The organism is Alteromonas sp. ISO5 (assembly GCF_058105165.1).
Map to the genome: position 1 here is coordinate 4,764,633 of NZ_CM176572.1, position 17,149 is coordinate 4,781,781.

The 17,149-nt window shown below is 48.9% G+C and carries 18 protein-coding genes and 3 tRNA genes; 1 reads left to right on the top strand and 20 read right to left on the bottom strand.

Annotated features, from left to right (window positions below; translation table 11 throughout):
- Positions 1 to 218 precede the first annotated feature (218 nt).
- From AC2T0J_RS21555 to aspS, 16 genes are all read right to left on the bottom strand, one after another.
- Positions 219 to 294: transfer RNA gene (locus AC2T0J_RS21555), tRNA-Lys, on the bottom strand.
- A 46-nt stretch (positions 295 to 340) separates the two neighbouring features.
- Positions 341 to 416 (bottom strand) — tRNA-Lys (locus AC2T0J_RS21560).
- Positions 417 to 443: 27 nt separating this feature from the next.
- Positions 444 to 519 (bottom strand) — tRNA-Lys (locus AC2T0J_RS21565).
- A 221-nt stretch (positions 520 to 740) separates the two neighbouring features.
- Entirely contained in the window at positions 741 to 1,550 is an 810-nt protein-coding gene (ybgF, locus tag AC2T0J_RS21570; protein WP_489807783.1) for a tol-pal system protein YbgF, read from the bottom strand.
- A gap of 1 nt (position 1,551) precedes the next feature.
- Positions 1,552 to 2,118, bottom strand: coding sequence for a peptidoglycan-associated lipoprotein Pal (gene pal, locus AC2T0J_RS21575; RefSeq protein ID WP_105936047.1), 567 nt, complete (start codon positions 2,116 to 2,118; stop codon positions 1,552 to 1,554).
- Positions 2,119 to 2,163: 45 nt separating this feature from the next.
- A complete protein-coding gene (gene tolB, locus AC2T0J_RS21580) occupies positions 2,164 to 3,522 on the bottom strand; it encodes a Tol-Pal system beta propeller repeat protein TolB (protein ID WP_489810382.1) in 1,359 nt (452 codons plus the stop codon).
- Between the two features lie 5 nt (positions 3,523 to 3,527).
- Complete coding sequence (gene tolA, locus AC2T0J_RS21585) at positions 3,528 to 4,298, bottom strand: cell envelope integrity protein TolA (protein ID WP_489807784.1); 771 nt, start codon at positions 4,296 to 4,298, stop codon at positions 3,528 to 3,530.
- A 14-nt stretch (positions 4,299 to 4,312) separates the two neighbouring features.
- The gene (tolR, locus tag AC2T0J_RS21590; protein WP_489807785.1) at positions 4,313 to 4,735 is read right to left on the bottom strand and encodes a protein TolR; all 423 of its coding nucleotides are present in this window, start codon (positions 4,733 to 4,735) and stop codon (positions 4,313 to 4,315) included.
- A gap of 28 nt (positions 4,736 to 4,763) precedes the next feature.
- The gene (gene tolQ, locus AC2T0J_RS21595; RefSeq protein ID WP_489807786.1) at positions 4,764 to 5,447 is read right to left on the bottom strand and encodes a protein TolQ; all 684 of its coding nucleotides are present in this window, start codon (positions 5,445 to 5,447) and stop codon (positions 4,764 to 4,766) included.
- Positions 5,437 to 5,871, bottom strand: coding sequence for a tol-pal system-associated acyl-CoA thioesterase (gene ybgC / locus AC2T0J_RS21600; RefSeq protein ID WP_489807787.1), 435 nt, complete (start codon positions 5,869 to 5,871; stop codon positions 5,437 to 5,439). Before ybgC ends, tolQ begins: the two co-directional genes overlap by 11 nt.
- A 442-nt stretch (positions 5,872 to 6,313) precedes the next feature.
- On the bottom strand, positions 6,314 to 6,499 hold the full coding sequence (locus AC2T0J_RS21605) for a YgaP family membrane protein (RefSeq protein ID WP_489807788.1): 186 nt from the start codon (positions 6,497 to 6,499) through the stop codon (positions 6,314 to 6,316).
- Between the two features lie 99 nt (positions 6,500 to 6,598).
- The gene (ruvB, locus tag AC2T0J_RS21610) at positions 6,599 to 7,603 is read right to left on the bottom strand and encodes a Holliday junction branch migration DNA helicase RuvB (RefSeq protein WP_489807789.1); all 1,005 of its coding nucleotides are present in this window, start codon (positions 7,601 to 7,603) and stop codon (positions 6,599 to 6,601) included.
- 62 nt (positions 7,604 to 7,665) lie between these two features.
- On the bottom strand, positions 7,666 to 8,298 hold the full coding sequence (gene ruvA / locus AC2T0J_RS21615; protein WP_489807790.1) for a Holliday junction branch migration protein RuvA: 633 nt from the start codon (positions 8,296 to 8,298) through the stop codon (positions 7,666 to 7,668).
- Positions 8,299 to 8,340: 42 nt separating this feature from the next.
- Positions 8,341 to 8,862 (bottom strand): crossover junction endodeoxyribonuclease RuvC, encoded by a 522-nt coding sequence (gene ruvC / locus AC2T0J_RS21620; RefSeq protein WP_489810383.1) that lies wholly within the window; start codon positions 8,860 to 8,862, stop codon positions 8,341 to 8,343.
- Positions 8,859 to 9,299: a dihydroneopterin triphosphate diphosphatase gene (nudB, locus tag AC2T0J_RS21625; protein WP_489807791.1), complete on the bottom strand. Its 441-nt coding sequence runs from the start codon at positions 9,297 to 9,299 to the stop codon at positions 8,859 to 8,861. The genes ruvC and nudB overlap by 4 nt, the downstream gene beginning before the upstream one ends.
- Entirely contained in the window at positions 9,299 to 11,062 is a 1,764-nt protein-coding gene (gene aspS, locus AC2T0J_RS21630; RefSeq protein ID WP_489807792.1) for an aspartate--tRNA ligase, read from the bottom strand. The genes nudB and aspS overlap by 1 nt, the downstream gene beginning before the upstream one ends.
- A gap of 196 nt (positions 11,063 to 11,258) precedes the next feature.
- Between aspS and AC2T0J_RS21635 the strand changes: the two genes are divergently transcribed.
- Positions 11,259 to 12,146 (top strand): DUF72 domain-containing protein, encoded by an 888-nt coding sequence (locus AC2T0J_RS21635; RefSeq protein ID WP_489807793.1) that lies wholly within the window; start codon positions 11,259 to 11,261, stop codon positions 12,144 to 12,146.
- A 15-nt stretch (positions 12,147 to 12,161) separates the two neighbouring features.
- Here AC2T0J_RS21635 and AC2T0J_RS21640 read toward each other — a convergent pair whose 3' ends face one another.
- The 4 genes from AC2T0J_RS21640 to AC2T0J_RS21655 all read right to left on the bottom strand — a co-directional run bounded on the left by AC2T0J_RS21640 (position 12,162) and on the right by AC2T0J_RS21655 (position 17,133).
- Complete coding sequence (locus AC2T0J_RS21640) at positions 12,162 to 13,586, bottom strand: hypothetical protein (RefSeq protein WP_489807794.1); 1,425 nt, start codon at positions 13,584 to 13,586, stop codon at positions 12,162 to 12,164.
- A gap of 168 nt (positions 13,587 to 13,754) precedes the next feature.
- Positions 13,755 to 15,095 carry a sigma 54-interacting transcriptional regulator gene (locus tag AC2T0J_RS21645; RefSeq protein ID WP_489807795.1) on the bottom strand — a complete coding sequence of 447 codons (1,341 nt, stop codon included), beginning with the start codon at positions 15,093 to 15,095 and terminating at the stop codon, positions 13,755 to 13,757.
- Positions 15,092 to 15,673 (bottom strand): hypothetical protein, encoded by a 582-nt coding sequence (locus AC2T0J_RS21650; protein WP_489807796.1) that lies wholly within the window; start codon positions 15,671 to 15,673, stop codon positions 15,092 to 15,094. Before AC2T0J_RS21650 ends, AC2T0J_RS21645 begins: the two co-directional genes overlap by 4 nt.
- Before the next feature lie 2 nt (positions 15,674 to 15,675).
- Positions 15,676 to 17,133, bottom strand: coding sequence for a sensor histidine kinase (locus tag AC2T0J_RS21655; protein WP_489807797.1), 1,458 nt, complete (start codon positions 17,131 to 17,133; stop codon positions 15,676 to 15,678).
- Positions 17,134 to 17,149 lie beyond the last annotated feature (16 nt).

Below are 17,149 nucleotides of genomic sequence, written 5' to 3' on the forward strand. Positions count from 1 at the left end.
GTAATAATTTAGTGTGATGTGGCATTGAGGCGGAGCTAGAGAAAGCCGACGATGATGGATTGTGTTGGATGATTCGCCACTGTGAGGCTCACCCTGCGGGCCGTACTAAAGCACGTTCACTAAACAAGTTTAGTGTCGAACAGCTTCGCTGGTTCGTATCCTGCGCGAGCATATATTGTTTGTGCTGACAATGATAGGCTTATTAAGATTGAGGAAGATGGTGGGTCGTGCTGGATTCGAACCAGCGACCAATTGATTAAAAGTCAACTGCTCTACCAACTGAGCTAACGACCCATCTTAATCTGGTGTAAAACCGGGAGTTACTTTGGAATTTATGAAATGGTGGGTCGTGCTGGATTCGAACCAGCGACCAATTGATTAAAAGTCAACTGCTCTACCAACTGAGCTAACGACCCATTTCAAATTGGTGATAAATCGAGGATTGGTGGGTCGTGCTGGATTCGAACCAGCGACCAATTGATTAAAAGTCAACTGCTCTACCAACTGAGCTAACGACCCTTCGATTTATCGCGTCACCTTGTCTTGGCAACGGGCGCATATATTACTCATTTCCGGCGACGGTGCAACCTTAAAAAACGATTAATTTGCACTTTTGTGTCAAAAACCGTTTAACCGCTTAAAAACAAATCAATTCGGATGGTAATCGAACTGAATAATCCTCAGCAAAATAAAAAAGGAGCCGCTGGCTCCTTTTTTAAACATTGATACCGCATCAGAAATTATAGTCTGGCTTCGGCTAATTTTCGAGCCGACGAGTCCGGATAAGTATTAATCACTTCTTCGAATAACGCTTTAGCCCGTGCCTGGTTACCCACTTTCTCGGCAATCACACCAAGTTTAAGTAACGCATCTGGACGCTTAGCTGAATCCGCAAACTTGGTAGCCACCACTTCAAACTGCGCGGCGGCCTCTTGCCATTGCTGCTTGTTAAACAACAACTGCCCAAGCCAGTAATGGGCGTTAGGCGCATAACTGCTGTCCGGGAAGCGTTCAATAAAGGCCTGAAATTCAGGGATCGCTTTATCATACTCGCGGGATTTGAGGATCAAATTAACCGCTTTTTCGTAAGCATCAGACTCCGACATCCCGGCGCCAGTGGTTGCCGGTGAAGCAGGCGTTGATGTCGGGGTAACAGTTGGCTGAGTGCCAGTTGCAGCGGCACCGCCGTTGCCTGCACCACCACTAAATCCTGACTGTTTTAACGCCTCTACGCGCTTATCGATTTCCAGATACAATTCTCGTTGTCGGTCGAGCACTTTTTGCAATTGGTTGGTATGTACCTCTACGGCTCCGCGTAACTCATCCAACTCGTTTTGCATGTTATCGATTTGCTGTTGCAGGCGATGTTGCATTTGCGAACGGTTATCGACTTTTCTCTCTAACACGGTTAGCCGTGATTCGATATCGTTGTCGTTAACGTTGTAAACAGGCGCACCTGTTGACTGGGCTAATGCCCCTAACGGCAGACACAACAAAGCCACTGCAGCAGTTGCAATGGCTCTTTTATAGGATTTGTTGGAATTGCTCATCTTATTGGTAAACAATTACACCACGACGGTTCTGAGCAAATGCATATTCAGAAGAGCCCATCACTTCAGGTTTTTCTTCACCGTAAGAAACAACTGAAATCTGGCTTGAGCTCACACCGGCATTAAGCAGGTAAGTTTGTACAGATTTAGCACGACGCTCGCCCAGAGCGATGTTGTACTCCGGTGTACCACGGCTGTCAGTATGACCTTCAATCACCACTTTAGTCCCTGGATTCTTGATCAGGAACTCGGCATGCTTATCCAGTACCGGGAAGAAATCAGATTTAATGTTAGAACGGTCGAAATCAAAATAAACAGTTTGTTCATTTTGCAGAGCCTGCAGCTCTTGTTTAACCATTTCTTCAGCCATTTGCTGACGTTTAACTGCTTCAGCTTTAACGCGCGCTTCTTCTGCTTCCTGAGCGGCCTGCTCTTCAGCTGCTTGTTGTTGCGCGATACGGTTACGCTCTGCAGCCAGTTCCTCTTCACTAGGACCTGATGAACATGCCATCATAGTCACCACTGGCAGGGCGATGATGAAGCTCTTCATTACTTTATTCATTTGCATCCTCTTAATCCTTATACTTATATCGTTGTGATTCTATCAAATCTGTTAAAACAAATAAGGTGACCAGCTTGGCGATTTAACCTGCCCGTCAGCCACCGGTAATCTCGCTTTAAAGCGCCCATCCAGTGACACCAACGACAATACCTGAGTATCCCCGTATAATGTACTATAAATTATCATGCTTCCATTCGGAGCGATACTGGGAGATTCATCTAAATATGTTCTCGTCAGCACCTGAATCGCGCCGCTATCCACATCTTGTCTGGCAATGTGGTAGTCGCCGCGGGTCCTGTTCACCAAAACAACCTCCTGGCCGTCGGGTGTAAAAGTGGCTCCTAAGTTCTGTTCACCTTCAAAGGTTAAACGTCTAACTGTGCCAGTATCTAAATTTACGCGATAAATCTGTGGTTTACCACCCCGTTCAGAGCTAAATATCAGACTCTTACCGTCGGGAGCCCAGGCTGGCTCGGTATCTATTGCCCGATTTCGGGTAATTCTGCGCAAATTTTTACTGGCTAAATCCATTACATAGATTTCCGGGTTACCATCTTTCGACAGTACCATGGCCATCTGCTTGCCATCCGGCGAGAACACCGGGCTGCCGTTAATACCCGGGAAGTTCGTGATCCGCTCACGCTCCATGGTATAGATATTCTGTACAAAAATTTGGGGGCGTTTATTTTCAAAACTCACATACGCGAGTTTCTCGCCATCCGGAGACCATGATGGTGACATTAATGGCTCTGGTGACGACAACAATCGGGTTTCGTTAAAGCCATCGTAATCCGCGATTACCAGCTGATACGGCAGTTTTTCCTTGGTCCGGTCACGCACAATAACGTAAGCGATACGAGTTAAAAACGCGCCTTTAACGCCGGTCAGCTTTTCGTAAATGACATCACTGATACGGTGAGAGTACTGTCTGAAATCATCCCCACCAATCACTACCGCGCGCTCATCAATAATATGATCTTTACTGTTAATCAGACCGCCGTCTTTATTGAGTACTTTCGACTGACCACCGGTTATTTGTCCGCGCAGTACATCAATGATCTCAAAACTGACCAGATAACGGTCGACACCTTGTGGTTTAACACTGCCTACCACCACGGTATCAATGCCCTGCGCTGCCCAGGCACCGTAATTTACCTCGCCATCGGTAGACGGGTATTCCGGCATAGCCGAACGGGCTACCGGGTTAAACTTGCCACTGCGACGTAAATCATTCATCACTACGTCGGTCAGATCACCGGGCAACATCCCCTCGCCTTCCCATTTGAAAGGCACCACTGCAATAGGCCGGGCACTGTCCACCCCTTCAGTGATAACAATTTCAAGCGCGGCCTGTAACTGGCCAACCACGCTAAAATAGGCCAGGGTAATCCATAAACCCAGTTTTCTCATAGGCATTACAACTCCACCTTCAAATCAATGTCTTTAAGTTCTTCGTAAACCGCCGGGTCTTCTGACATAGGCAGCGTTTCGGCCCGCCTGACTGCACTCTCGGCAGCCCTGCACAATGCGGCATCGCCATCGACTATACTGACCTGTGAAACAAAACCAGTGGTTGCCAGTTTTAATTTCAGCCGGCAGCTTTTGCCTTTAAAGTCGGCATTCAGATAACGCATTATGGTCTGCTGAATCATTATTTGATAACGCTCAACTTCCGACAATACCTGCTGGCGACGTTGCTGTTGCATAGCCGCCTGCTCTTTTGCCAGCTGTTCTTGCATAATTCTTTCCATTTCGGCGCGCGCTTTGGCTTCTTTTGCCTTACGTGCCTTCGCGGCTTTCTCGGCCTCTTCCCGTTCCTTACGTTCACGGGCTTTTTGTTCGGCTAACCGGCGCAATTCAGACTGGCGTTTTGCTTCTGCTGCTTCCCGGGCTTTTTGCTCGCGGGCTTTACGAGCAGCCGCTTCCTGGCGTTTGCGCGCCTCGGCAGCTTGTCGTTTGCGCTGTTCCTCAGCCCTGGCCTGTGCTTCCGCCTGCGCTTGCGCTCGTTGCTGATCATAAATAGCCTGCGCGTCAATAAACGTCGCTTTAATCACCGGCGCAGGCGTGCTGTTGGCCACTGGCATTACCGGTGACGATGACAAACTGACGCTTATTAGCAACACTATCACAAGGAGCAGGTGCAAACCCAGTGATTTAACCAAGGCTGATTTATCCGCTTGAGTCACAATCTGCGCCTGTCTTACTTTTCAACCGGATCGGTCATCAGGCCGACCGAAGGTACACCCGCTTTCTGCAGCAGTACCATAAGTTGAATCACTTCGTTGTAAGCCACCTGGCCATCCCCTTTAACCACAACCGGCGTATCGGGGCTTTGCTTTAACTGCGCCTGTACCAGTGCCGCCAGTTCTTCTTCATCAACGGCCTGCTCCTGGTTATCACCGAGATTCAGGTAGTAGTTACCCTTAATATCTACCGACGCAATAATCGGTGGCTTATCTTCCTGTTCAATAGGTTGGGCACTGGCTTTGGGTAAATCCACTTTCACGCCCTGCGAGATAAGAGGCGCGGTAACCATAAAGATAATCAGCAGCACCAGCATCACGTCGATGTAAGGTACCACGTTTATTTCAGAAACCGGACGACGGCGTTTACGCACATACATAGCGGGACTCTCCTGTTAAGTTAGGATGTTATGCGCTTTGCTGCGACGCATGGGCCTGACGTTGCAGGATGGCTGAAAACTCTTCCATAAAGTTGACGTAACTGTTTTCCAGCTTCTCGACCTGGTGGCTAAAGCGGTTGTAGGCAATGACAGCCGGTATCGCAGCAAACAAGCCAATTGCCGTAGCAATCAGTGCTTCTGCAATCCCCGGAGCAACCATAGATAAGGTAGCCTGTTGTACTTCGCCCAGAGCAATAAAGGCGTTCATGATACCCCATACGGTACCAAACAGGCCGATATATGGGCTGATGGAGCCCGCCGTAGCAAGGAATGAAAGGCGACTTTCAAGGTTGTCCACCTCTCTGGATAATGCAACGCGCATCGCCCGGTAAGTGCCGTCGACAACCACATTCGCATTGGTATTACTTTTACGCAGGCGAACAAACTCTTTAAAACCGGCACAAAAGATATGACCCATACCACTCACCTGCTCCTCGTTGGAGAGTTGTTGGTATAAACGGTTAAGATCGGCGCCCGACCAGAACTCATCTTCAAAGCTCTTCATTTCACTGCGTGCGCCACTTAGCGCTTTCTGACGCTGAAATATGAACGCCCAGGAGGCAATGGAAACACTGATTAGTAATAACATAACCAGCTGTACTACGAAGCTTGCCTGTAAAAACAAGCCAATAAAGGTTAAATCAGATGACACGCGAAAATTCCCCTAACATTGCCTCTGGTATCCGACGCGGCCGCATATTGGCCAAATCCACACAGGCGATTTTTGCTTGCACGGTAACCAGTAACTTTTGATCCTGTGCATTTATAATATCTTGTTTAAATGTCATGCTAGCGCCCTTCAATTCTACAATGTGCGAGTGAATACTCAACATTTGATTGAAGCGAGCAGGCGCATTATTGTGCATTTCAACGTGTTTGACGACAAAGGCAATGTTTTGTTCCAGAAATTCGTCTTGTTCGAATCCTAAATCTCTTAGCCACTCGGTTCTGGCCCGCTCCGCAAACTTTAAATAATTTGCGTAATACACTATGCCACCGGCGTCGGTATCTTCGTAGTAGACTCGTATACTAAGTGTATGCACCGCTAAATCTCTGTTATTTAAGATGCCGCACATGGTAGGTAAAAGGCGCTTAGCTGTCTATACCGCCTGAGAACTACGACCAAATAAATGTATTGCAAGATGAATTGCATTAACCACAAGAAATCTGTCGCAAAAGCTTAATATTACTAGCTTAAGACGAAAAATAAACATAATTAACATTTCATTCACAGATTAGTTTTTCTAATCTCAAACCTAAAATATTCTCAATTGTCGGCACGCAAATTATCTCTATAATACATCTCATCAAGTCGACAGATGAATGAGTTCTCTATTTATTGCCTGTTAGACATGAGTTCCCTGGATTTTTTCCTTCAACACTTGTTGTTCTCACCCCGCTTCTCTGAAGCGGGTTTTTTTTTGCCTGTTTTTCAGATAACTCATTGTTTCGCGCAGGCATTGATAACCGCAACGCATTAATGTGTATCGTCAGAGAGTAGAACAGGATATTAGCGGATTATTCTTTCTTACAGGAAGAGATCCCGAATGGCAGGTATAACGGGCAAAATTTAATCAGGCCGGTAATCAGAATGACAGCGCCAACAGCGCCCCACCAGGACTGATAATACGCCCCGGCCGAAATGACGAGTAGCCCAAACACTACTCTCAATACTTTATCTATACCGCCCACATTTGCATTCATGCGCTATCCTCCACTAATACGATAATGTCATTGTTATAGTAGATACGCTGGCAAATTACTAATTGATTACAATCAGACTCTGGTATTGTTGGGCAGTAATTAGCTGCCCACCTGAAATCCCAGATGCAGATAAGCGCGTTGGGTGGCAATGCGCCCACGTGGTGTGCGCTGCAGGAAGCCTTGCTGAATAAGGAAAGGCTCGATAACATCTTCAATGGTTTCTTTTTCTTCGCCAATGGCCGCAGCGAGGTTTTCCAGGCCCACAGGCCCGCCATCGAATTTTTCGATAATGGCATTCAGCAGCTTGCGGTCCATGTAATCAAAGCCTTCTTTGTCCACATCGAGCATATCCAGTGCAGCGGCGGCTACCTGACCGTTGGCCGTGCCGTCAGATTTAATCTCGGCATAATCCCGCACGCGGCGCAGCAGCCGATTGGCAATACGCGGGGTACCACGAGACCGCTTAGCTACTTCAAACGCCCCGCTGTCGTCCATTTCCAGTTGCATATAATGGGCACTGCGGGCAACGATGTCGGTGAGATCTTTTACCGAATAAAATTCCAGGCGCTGAACAATACCAAACCGGTCTCTGAGCGGTGAAGTTAGCGAACCAGCCCGGGTGGTCGCCCCTACCAGGGTAAACGGCGGTAAATCCAGCTTAATGGAACGGGCTGCCGGCCCTTCGCCAATCATAATATCCAATTGATAGTCTTCCATGGCCGGATAGAGTATTTCTTCCACTACCGGGCTTAAGCGGTGAATTTCGTCAATGAACAGGACATCATTGCGCTCCAGGTTGGTCAGCAGCGCCGCCAGGTCACCGGCCTTTTCGAGTACTGGCCCGGATGTGGTTTTAATGTTTACCCCCATCTCATTGGCCACAATGTTTGCCAGGGTGGTTTTGCCCAACCCCGGCGGGCCAAAAATCAGCAAATGATCGAGCGCGTCTGCGCGACGACGGGCGGCTTCAATAAAGATTTCCATCTGATCGCAGACGTGTGGTTGCCCGGTATAATCCTGCAACAGCTTAGGCCGAATCGCCCGGTCAATCACGGCATCTTCGTCACTTTCGCTGGCAGATATTAAACGGTCTGCTTCAATCATTTACTGTTCTCTCTATCACTGCTTATACTGACTTCTGAATTCAAAGCGCTTCTGTCTTGCGTTTACAGAGCGGCCTTTAACGCCTGGCGAATTAACGCTTCGCTATCCATACCGTCCTGATACACCGCATTCACCATCTTACTCGCCTGCGGCGGTTTATAACCTAACGCAACTAATGCGCTCATGGCTTCTTCTTTTACGTCGCTGAGTGCCACTATCGCGTTTTCACCACCATTATCGATACCACCAGAGGCAAGCAGCTCGCTGCCAGAGGTTTCTAAATTCTGGGTAAACTTAGCCAGTCGGTCCCGCAGCTCTACCACTAATCGTTCCGCGGTTTTTTTACCTATTCCGGGTAGATTGGTCAGTGAGGTAACATCTTCGTGCTGAACAACCTGTAAAAACTGCTTGGCAGACATCCCTGACAAAATCGCCAAACCGAGTTTTGGCCCGACCCCATTAGCCTTAATGAGTTCACGAAACAGGCCGCGTTCGAGCTTATCGGCGAAACCAAAGAGCAGTTGGGCATCTTCACGCACGACAAAATGCGTGTATAAGGTACAAGTCTCCCCTACTGCGGGTAATTGGTAAAAACTGGTCATGGGGAGTTGCAACTCATAACCCACTCCGCCAACGTCCACCAGCACATCGGGTGGTGATTTTTCCAGCAGCTGGCCGTGAATACGTCCAATCATTTAATTCTTTTACTCCGTTTTGCTATGCCTGCTTTGAGGCGTTTACCGCAACCGGCCGCGTACGGTCTTACGGGCCTGCCCGGCTAACTTCACCAGGTTTTGCTCACTGTGGGCATGGCATAATGCCACTGCCAGCGCATCGGCCGCATCGGCCTGCGGCGTGCCGGATAACCCTAACAGGTGTTTCACCATGTGTTGCACCTGGGTTTTATCTGCGCCGCCGGTGCCTACTACCGCTTGCTTTATTTGCCGGGCGGAATATTCAGAAACACTTAAACTGGCCTGCGTTGCTGCAATCATCGCCGCTCCCCTGGCATGCCCCAGCTTTAACGCTGAGTCAGGGTTACGGGCCAGAAACACCTGCTCGATGGCCAGACAATCCGGCTTAAATTGCTCGATTAACTCACTCACACCAATAAATATTTTGTCCAGACGGGGCGCCAGTGGTTTATCGGTTAAGCGGATACAACCGCTGGCAACATAGCTTAATTTACTCTGATGCCGACGGATTAAACCATAACCGGTTACGCGAGAACCTGGATCTATACCCAGTATTACCATTATTTTGACTCAGGTACAAATGCCAGGATGGCAGCTTGATTAGAAGGTGACCAAACACGCTTTGCCGCAACGGATTTTTCTACCCATTGGTAAGCGGAGTGTTCGGTTAAAATGATCGGGGCCTGACTGCTGATTTGTACTACGAACACGTATTCTGTATTCACAAACGCATTGGGCGGATAACGGTATCGCCACTCGGAGCGTATCTCGTACTGATTAATGTGTTGGCAATCAATGATAGCGCCAGATTCGGGAGACAGCACAACCCCTGTTTCCTCGGCCACTTCACGATAGGCTGTCGCGAGCGGTAACTCACCTTCCTCGATGGTACCAGTCACCGACTGCCAGAAATCGGCATCATCATTGCGCTGCATAATAAGCACCTGGTTGTGCTCATTATAGAGCACAACCAATACCGACTCCGGACGCTTATAAGCCATTATTCGGCGTCTTTTTTCACTGTCGCGATAGCCAGATCAGCCAGTTGCTGCGGGTTAGCCGGGCTTGGCGCATCGGTCAGCGGACAAGCTGCCGTGGTGGTTTTCGGGAACGCCATTACATCGCGAATAGACGTGGCGCCGGTCATCAGCATCACCAGACGATCCAGACCAAAGGCTAAACCTGCATGGGGTGGCGCACCGTAGCGAAGCGCTTCTAACAGGAAGCCAAATTTCAGCTCGGCTTCTTCTTTATCGATACCCAGAATGCTGAACACTGCCGATTGCATGGTCTGGTCGTGAATACGTACCGAGCCACCGCCTAATTCAACACCATTGAGCACCATGTCATAGGCATCAGACAAAGCGGTAGCAGGTGCGTCAGCCAGTTGCTCCGGCGTTAAGTTGCGCGGTGCAGTAAACGGATGGTGCAGCGCATGTAGCTGACCATCGGCTTCTTCGAACATTGGGAAGTCAACGACCCACAACGGACGCCAATCACCTTCCAGCAACTCGAAATCTTCACCAAGCTTCAGGCGTAATGCGCCCATCGCTTCGGTGACAACCGTTGCATTATCAGCGCCGAATAACAGAATATCGCCATCTTCGGCACCCGTGCGGGCAAGAATTTCGTTAACGATTTCCGCATTCAGAAACTTGAGGATCGGCGACTGTAAACCATCCAGACCATTGGCTTTTTCGTTAACTTTAACCCAGGCCAGGCCTTTGGCGCCGTAGATGCCAACAAACTTGGTGTATTCATCAATTTGCTTACGCGACAGCGATGCGCCGCCCGGTACGCGAATAGCCGCAACGCGCCCTTTCGGATCGTTAGCCGGGCCACTGAATACTTTAAAGTCAACACTCGCCAGCAGGTCTGCCACATCGGTCAGTTCCAGCGGGTTACGTAAGTCCGGCTTGTCACTACCGTAGCGCTTCATCGCTTCGGCGTAGGTCATTTTTGGGAAGTCGCCTAAGTCCACATCAAGCATTTGCTTAAACAAATCGCGGATCAGACCTTCGGTAATGGCCATTACGCCATCGGCACCCAAAAAGGTGGTTTCGATATCGATTTGAGTAAATTCCGGCTGACGATCGGCTCGTAAGTCTTCGTCACGGAAACACTTCACGATTTGGTAGTAGCGGTCCATTCCCGACATCATCAGCAATTGCTTAAACAATTGCGGCGACTGCGGCAGAGCGAAAAATTCGCCCTTGTGGGTCCGGCTCGGCACCAGATAGTCGCGGGCCCCTTCCGGCGTAGCTTTGGTCAGGATTGGGGTTTCGATATCCAGAAAACCTTCGCCTTCAAGATAGCGGCGAACAGCAGCGGTAACCTTGGCACGAAACTGCAGTTTGTTGCTCATTACCGGGCGACGCAGATCAAGATAACGGTAGCGTAAACGCTGTTCTTCAGAGTTTTCCTGATTCCAGTCCAGTGGTAACACGGCCGACTTATTAAAGATTTCCAGGCCCGTACCAAGAATTTCTACTTCACCAGTGGTCATTTGCTTATTCACCTGTCCTTCAGGACGAGCACGCACTGTACCGGTTAACTTGATACAGAATTCTGCACGCAATGTATTGGCCAGGGCTTGTACTTCTGGTAAATCAGGGTCAAAAACAACCTGCACTAAGCCTTCGCGGTCACGCAGATCGATAAAAATCAGGCCACCCAAGTCGCGGCGTTTGTTTACCCAGCCACACAGTGTGACTTCTTGTCCAATATAAGATGCGTTAATTTTCCCACAGTAATCTGTGCGCATGGTCTTCGACCCCTAATTACTTTGTTAGCTATTTTGTCGTTGCGTTAAGGTGCTGGCTATACCGACCTGAATCTACCGATAATCAGCTGATTATTCCTTTACCTGCTTTACCGGCATCAGGATAATGACCGCCAACGCGTCTGTAATGTTTTAAATTTAAGGCCGCATAGTATAAACAAATGCAACTCAAAGCCCAATGACAAATATCCATTCAACAAGCACATTAGGTCCTGTTTTTATCGGTCTTCCCCAGTGGCAGCACAACAGCTGGCCGAAACGCTGGTTTGCTAACCGATCCGCCACGCAATTGGCCGATTACGCTAGGCAACTAAACAGTGTTGAGGGAAATACCACATTTTATCACCTGCCCTCACCTCAGACCGTGGATAACTGGGCAGCGGCAACACCAGCAGATTTTCGTTTCACCTTTAAATTTCACAGTGACATAAGTCACAAAAGCAGCTTACAGCATTGTGACAAACTGGTAACGGAGCAACTTAATTTGCTGGCTCGCTTAGAGCATCGGCTAGGCCAGGTAATGCTGCAGTTACCCGCAAGTTTCGGGCCCACTCAACTTCCTTTACTGGAGGGGTTTCTTAAGCGTTTATCGCCGGCTTTCAACTATGCAGTGGAGGTCCGTCATCTGACATTTTTTGCCAAGGGAGAAGAAGAGAAAGCCCTCAACAGGCTGCTTATGGCGCATGGTGTTAATCGGGTGATAATGGATACCCGCGCCCTGTTTACCGGACCCGATGACAGTGCGCTGACTGCGGAAGTGCGAACCAAGAAGCCACGCGTGCCAGTGAATGTTATTGCCACCTCAGATCAGCCAGTAATGCGCTTTGTGGGTAACAATAACGACAAAGACAATGCGGTCTGTTTACAACCCTGGATTGCTAAATGTCAGCAATGGCGGGAACAGGGCAAATCCTGCTATTTATTTTTTCATCGTCCCGATAACCAGGATGCCCCCTGGTTAGCTCAACAATTTATTGCTGCGTATAACCAGTGTTATCCCGACTATGCGTTACCTACACTTCACTTTGCTCCACAGCAGGAGACCCTGCAAAGCCAGCTATTCTGATAATACTGACAGCGTTTAACTACGCGAGCGTGAACTGCGCCGACGACGGGTGGACTGTTTCTGGTTTTTGAGGCGTATATAGAAGTAGCTCAATACTGCAATAATGCCCATTAGCAAGCCAACAATAACAATTAGCAGGTTATTAAAAGTGACTTCTTTGCCCACCGCTTCTTTTTTACTTTCGAGCGTCTGATTAAGTGACAGTATTTCCCGCTGAGTGCTGCGCTGCATGGCTGCGAAATCCTGGGAGATCTGGTCCATTGTCAGCCTCAATACGCGGCTTCGCTCTGCATCCATCCAGGCAATCAGCTCTTCATAGGCCGAAGTAATACCGGCGATATTATTATTCGCCGCAGCAAGACTAACCTGATTGAGCAAATGTTGGCGGGTGGTCAGGTAAGACAGTAAAACGCCTTCCTCATTCCCCTCCGTCACAGACTCTTGTAGCGCCTTTGCCGCAAGCAAGTCACCGGATTCAATCAAATAGGTAATTTTATTCAGGGTATACAGCTTTGGTGCTACAAGTTGTGGGTGGTCATCCAGCCAGTCTTCGATTTTACGGTTCCAGCGCACTACCAGATCCATGTTCTGTTGCTGAACATTAACGTGCATTAGCCAGCAGCCTGCAATAAATTGCCCTCTAATACTGCCGGTTTCTGCACTGTCTTCCAGCAGCGTCAGAGCAACCTTCTCCATATCATCCCACTGATTATCAGCTGCCATAATGGCCAGTAACTTATCGTATAAAGCAATGCCAGCTTCGCCGCCGAGATCTTTTGAAAAGTAGACTAACTGACGAACTTTCTCCAGTGCCCGGTCAAACCATTGCATAGCCACCAGTAACTCGATTTGCTGATTGACCACTTCATGCCAGCTAACGTAGTTACTTTGAGTCCAGAATGCTTCCTGGGCCTGATTAAAGTATTCCAGTGCCGACATTACATTGCTGGTTTGGATATCTGCCAGACCAATATCAAACAATATCTGTGCTTTATCTTCATCCGATAAGCGACGTGACAGCAGGCCGAGCAACTGCTGTTTGCTCGACTCCACATCATTGGGAGAAGCGATGGCCTGATAGCTTAGTTTAGCCCGCAAGATAAACGCCTGCGAACGATAATCCTGACGTCTGACGGCGGTAGTCAGCACTTCATCGGCCATGCTGCGAACGGGTTCGAAGTTTCCCTGTTGTGCCGTGATGAGTAGCTTGTAAGCCAGAATAGCATTTTCGGCGGCATCGGCATGCAATGCATTGGCACTGGCGAGTAACTCATTAATTTGCTCGATTTGCTGATTGGCGGGTGTATTTTTTGCGCGGATGGTGTCATTTAACCGGGTGACAATCTGCGATTCCTTCATTGCCTGAGCCTGAGCAGGCTGCCCACAAAACATGACAATAAAACTTGATACAATAATCCAGATTTTAATACGTGGTTCCATCACTAGCTGTCAAAAAGTAAACTGTCGTCCAATATCGACACAATATCCCATGACTGACTCTCTTTGCCAACCAAAAAATGGGCACCGTGTACAATTTATTAACTTTCGATGGAAGGCCCGGAAAGCCGGAGGAAGCAATGTCCACCGGCGTTACCAGGTAAAATCAGACTAGCGGAAGTCGCCGGCGTCGAGGTTGTGCTTTTTCATCAGTTTGTGCATATCGGTGCGGTTGCGGCCAGCCAGTTCTGCTGCACGGGTGACATTACCGTCGGTCATTTTCAGCAGCTTAAACAGATACTTCTGTTCAAAAGCATCGCGGGCTTCAGTAAGGGTTGGCCAGCTCTGTCGGGTGGCAGACAGCGCCTGTTCAACCAGATGCAATGGCACCACGGGCGTCTGCGTGAGGGCTACACACTGCTCCACCACGTTTACCAGTTGGCGCACATTGCCCGGCCAATCACTTTTCACCAGCAACTGCATGGCATCTTCAGAAAACTGGGTAACCTTTACACCGTGGCGCTCGCCACTTTGTTTTAGCAGGTTGCGGGCCAACAGAGGAATATCTTCACTGCGTTGTTTAAGTGCAGGTAATTTAAGGTTAACCACATTCAGGCGATAGAACAGGTCTTCCCGAAAACTACCCTCTTCCATTTCCTTGTGTAAATCTTTGTGCGTGGCGGAGATCACCCGTACATCGATATCAACCGACTTACTACTGCCCACCGGGCGAATCTGACGTTCTTGCAATGCACGTAGTAACTTCACCTGCAGAGTCATGGGCATATCGCCAATTTCGTCAAGGAACAAAGTACCGCCGTGGGCTTCTCTGAAAAGCCCCTGATTAGCGGTAACAGCGCCGGTGAAAGCACCTTTTACATGACCGAATAATTCTGACTCCAGCAGGTTTTCCGGTAGCGCTCCGCAGTTAATTGCCACAAACGGATAATCCGAACGGTCACTGGCACGGTGAATGGCATTGGCCAACAGCTCTTTACCTGTTCCGCTGGCACCGGTCACCAGCACACTGACTTCCCGCTTGGCGATACGGTAAGCCTGATCGAGTACATGTAACATTTCGGGTGAGCGAGTGATAATTTCCTTACACCATTCGCCCGGTTCTGCGGCTTTCGAATGTTGAAGTGCTTTGCCCAGTAGTTCCCTTAATTTATCGTGATCCACTGGCTTGGTTAAAAAGCCAAATACGCCACGCTGGGTCGCTTCTACGGCATCGGATATGGTGCCGTGGGCAGTCATCAGGATCACCGGGATATCGGAGCGAATGGCCATAATTTCTTCAAACAGACTGAGACCGTCAAGGCCCGGCATTCGCAAGTCACTCAACACCAAATCAAAAGTGCCGGTATTGATTTTTTTGAGGGCTGCCTGACCATCTTCAACCGCTGTTACCTGAAAACCCTCGCTTTGCAAGCGAATGGTCATTAACCGTAACAGACTTTGGTCGTCATCGACCAAAAGAATATGCGATGGCTGCTCTGCGTTATCACTCACTGCGGTGTCTCCTCTTCCTGACTCATCAGGTTTGATTCGATATTGAGTAATGCCTCAAGCTGGGCTTTTAACTCGTTAATCTGATTTTCTTGGGCCTCAATGGTTTTATCCTGGCCGTTATTCATTTTACTCAGTAGTGTCACTGCCGACTCAAACTCGAGCATATGTTCACTCGGCTTGTGAATAATCGCTTTCATGCGCTGCTGATTTACCGGTGATAACGCTGGCAACAGTTGTTCAAACCAGTGCTGAGCGCGCAATCTGGCTTTATAGGGTGTATTTACCGGCTGCGACAAAATCACTTTTTGCAACAACCTATCCGGCGCATCCCCGAGCTGCTCAATCAGCGACTCCCGTTTGGGCCAGGTCATTTGGTCAACCTGCGCCCAGTAATCTAGCCAGAAGCCTAAATCACAGCGAGCTGGGTCTAACTGCGCGTCTGACTGAAACACACATTCGTCGTTAGTTGGCTCAACGGTCGGTTGATAGTGTTCAGACTGAATCTGCGGTTCCTTTTCCGGTGTCAAAGTACAGCCGGTCAAAATTAAAGCTGCGCTCAGGGCAGCAAATTGCTTCATTGTTATTGGTCTTCCTGCTGAGGGATTACAACCCGAAAACAAACTTCGGCGTAATCTACGTCAATCACATTTACTTCTCCGTGCATGATCCTGGCGCAATCCGCCACAATGGATAATCCCAGTCCGGTGCCGATAACGTTATCATTTCGGACACCATCCCCCCGCACAAAGGGTTCAAATAAATTACTAATTTTTTCCGTCGGTATTTTGCTGCCGTGATTTGCTACATCTATCAGCGCTTCATCACCTTCAACAGCTACCCGGATATAAATGGTTTTGCCCAGCGCGCCGTGCGCCACCGCATTAGACAATAAGTTATCGAATATGCGGCGCAACAGTTCAGCGTCAGCGCTGATCGTGGTGGTTTCAATCTTCACCGCTAATTTATGGTTCTGCAAGGCCAACTGATAATCTTCAATACACTGGCTAACCATTTGTTCCACATCCACACGGGTAAAACTGGCCTGAGCCTGTTGCAACAGCAGATTGTAGTCCAGTAGCTTCTCAATCAATGTGTTTAACCGCGACGTACTGCTGGCCAGTAAACTCATCACCTCTTGCTGGGGTTCTGATAATACACCAACGCTGCCATCAGTAAGTAATGCACACCCTTCCTTTATACTCGCTAAAGGGGTTTTTAATTCATGGGCGGCGTGTCTCAGCAGCGCGGTGCGAATATGCTCCAGTTGGGCCAGACGCTCACCAAGCCAGTGCAGGTCTTTCTCAACACCTACCAGTTCTTTCGGCGCCCGGGTCGACAGCGGGGGTAATCTGCCCTGTTGCCTGGCAAGCATGCGGATGATTAATTTTAACTTGCGCACCGGGTTAATGACTAATTGGCTGCCTAACAAAATCAGCGCCAGTGAAACCGACACCAACAACGCGCTCAGCCAGGACTGTTTAGCCTGCATGTCTGCCACGTCCTGACGCTGCAACGTTAAGCGTGCTTCAATGGCTTCATCAACACTGTCGTGAACATCCACCAGCGCAGTACGTAAACGCCCCAGCCCGGGCGATAAATCGGCTTCGCTGGTGAAGGCCGTAAAAGATTTCAGTTCAGCCAGCCCCCTGTCAACCGATTCACACCCTTCTACACTAACCCGGGCCTCACAGAGCGCCGCATAGCGTTCATCAAACCGCGTCAGAGCATTTTGCACCAACCGTTCAGCTACATCGTTTTTAAGTACCTGGTACTGGCGCAAGGCACGCTCCAGCACGACGCTGGCACTTTCGAGTTGTTGCACTTTAGAGACGATACCGGCTATTTGCTGAGTTTCATCAATGGTCATACGACTGACTCTGGTTAAGTCAGTATGACTTTGCCACAACAATGCAGCCAACGGGATGAGTGCAACTAAAAAGCTGCCAATAATGAGCTGACGTAACGACCCTAAACGCAAGAGCGAACCACTATCAATTATACGTGACGCAAGCATCGCATAGCGTTGAGAGTTCGACAACGTGTTAACGCCTATT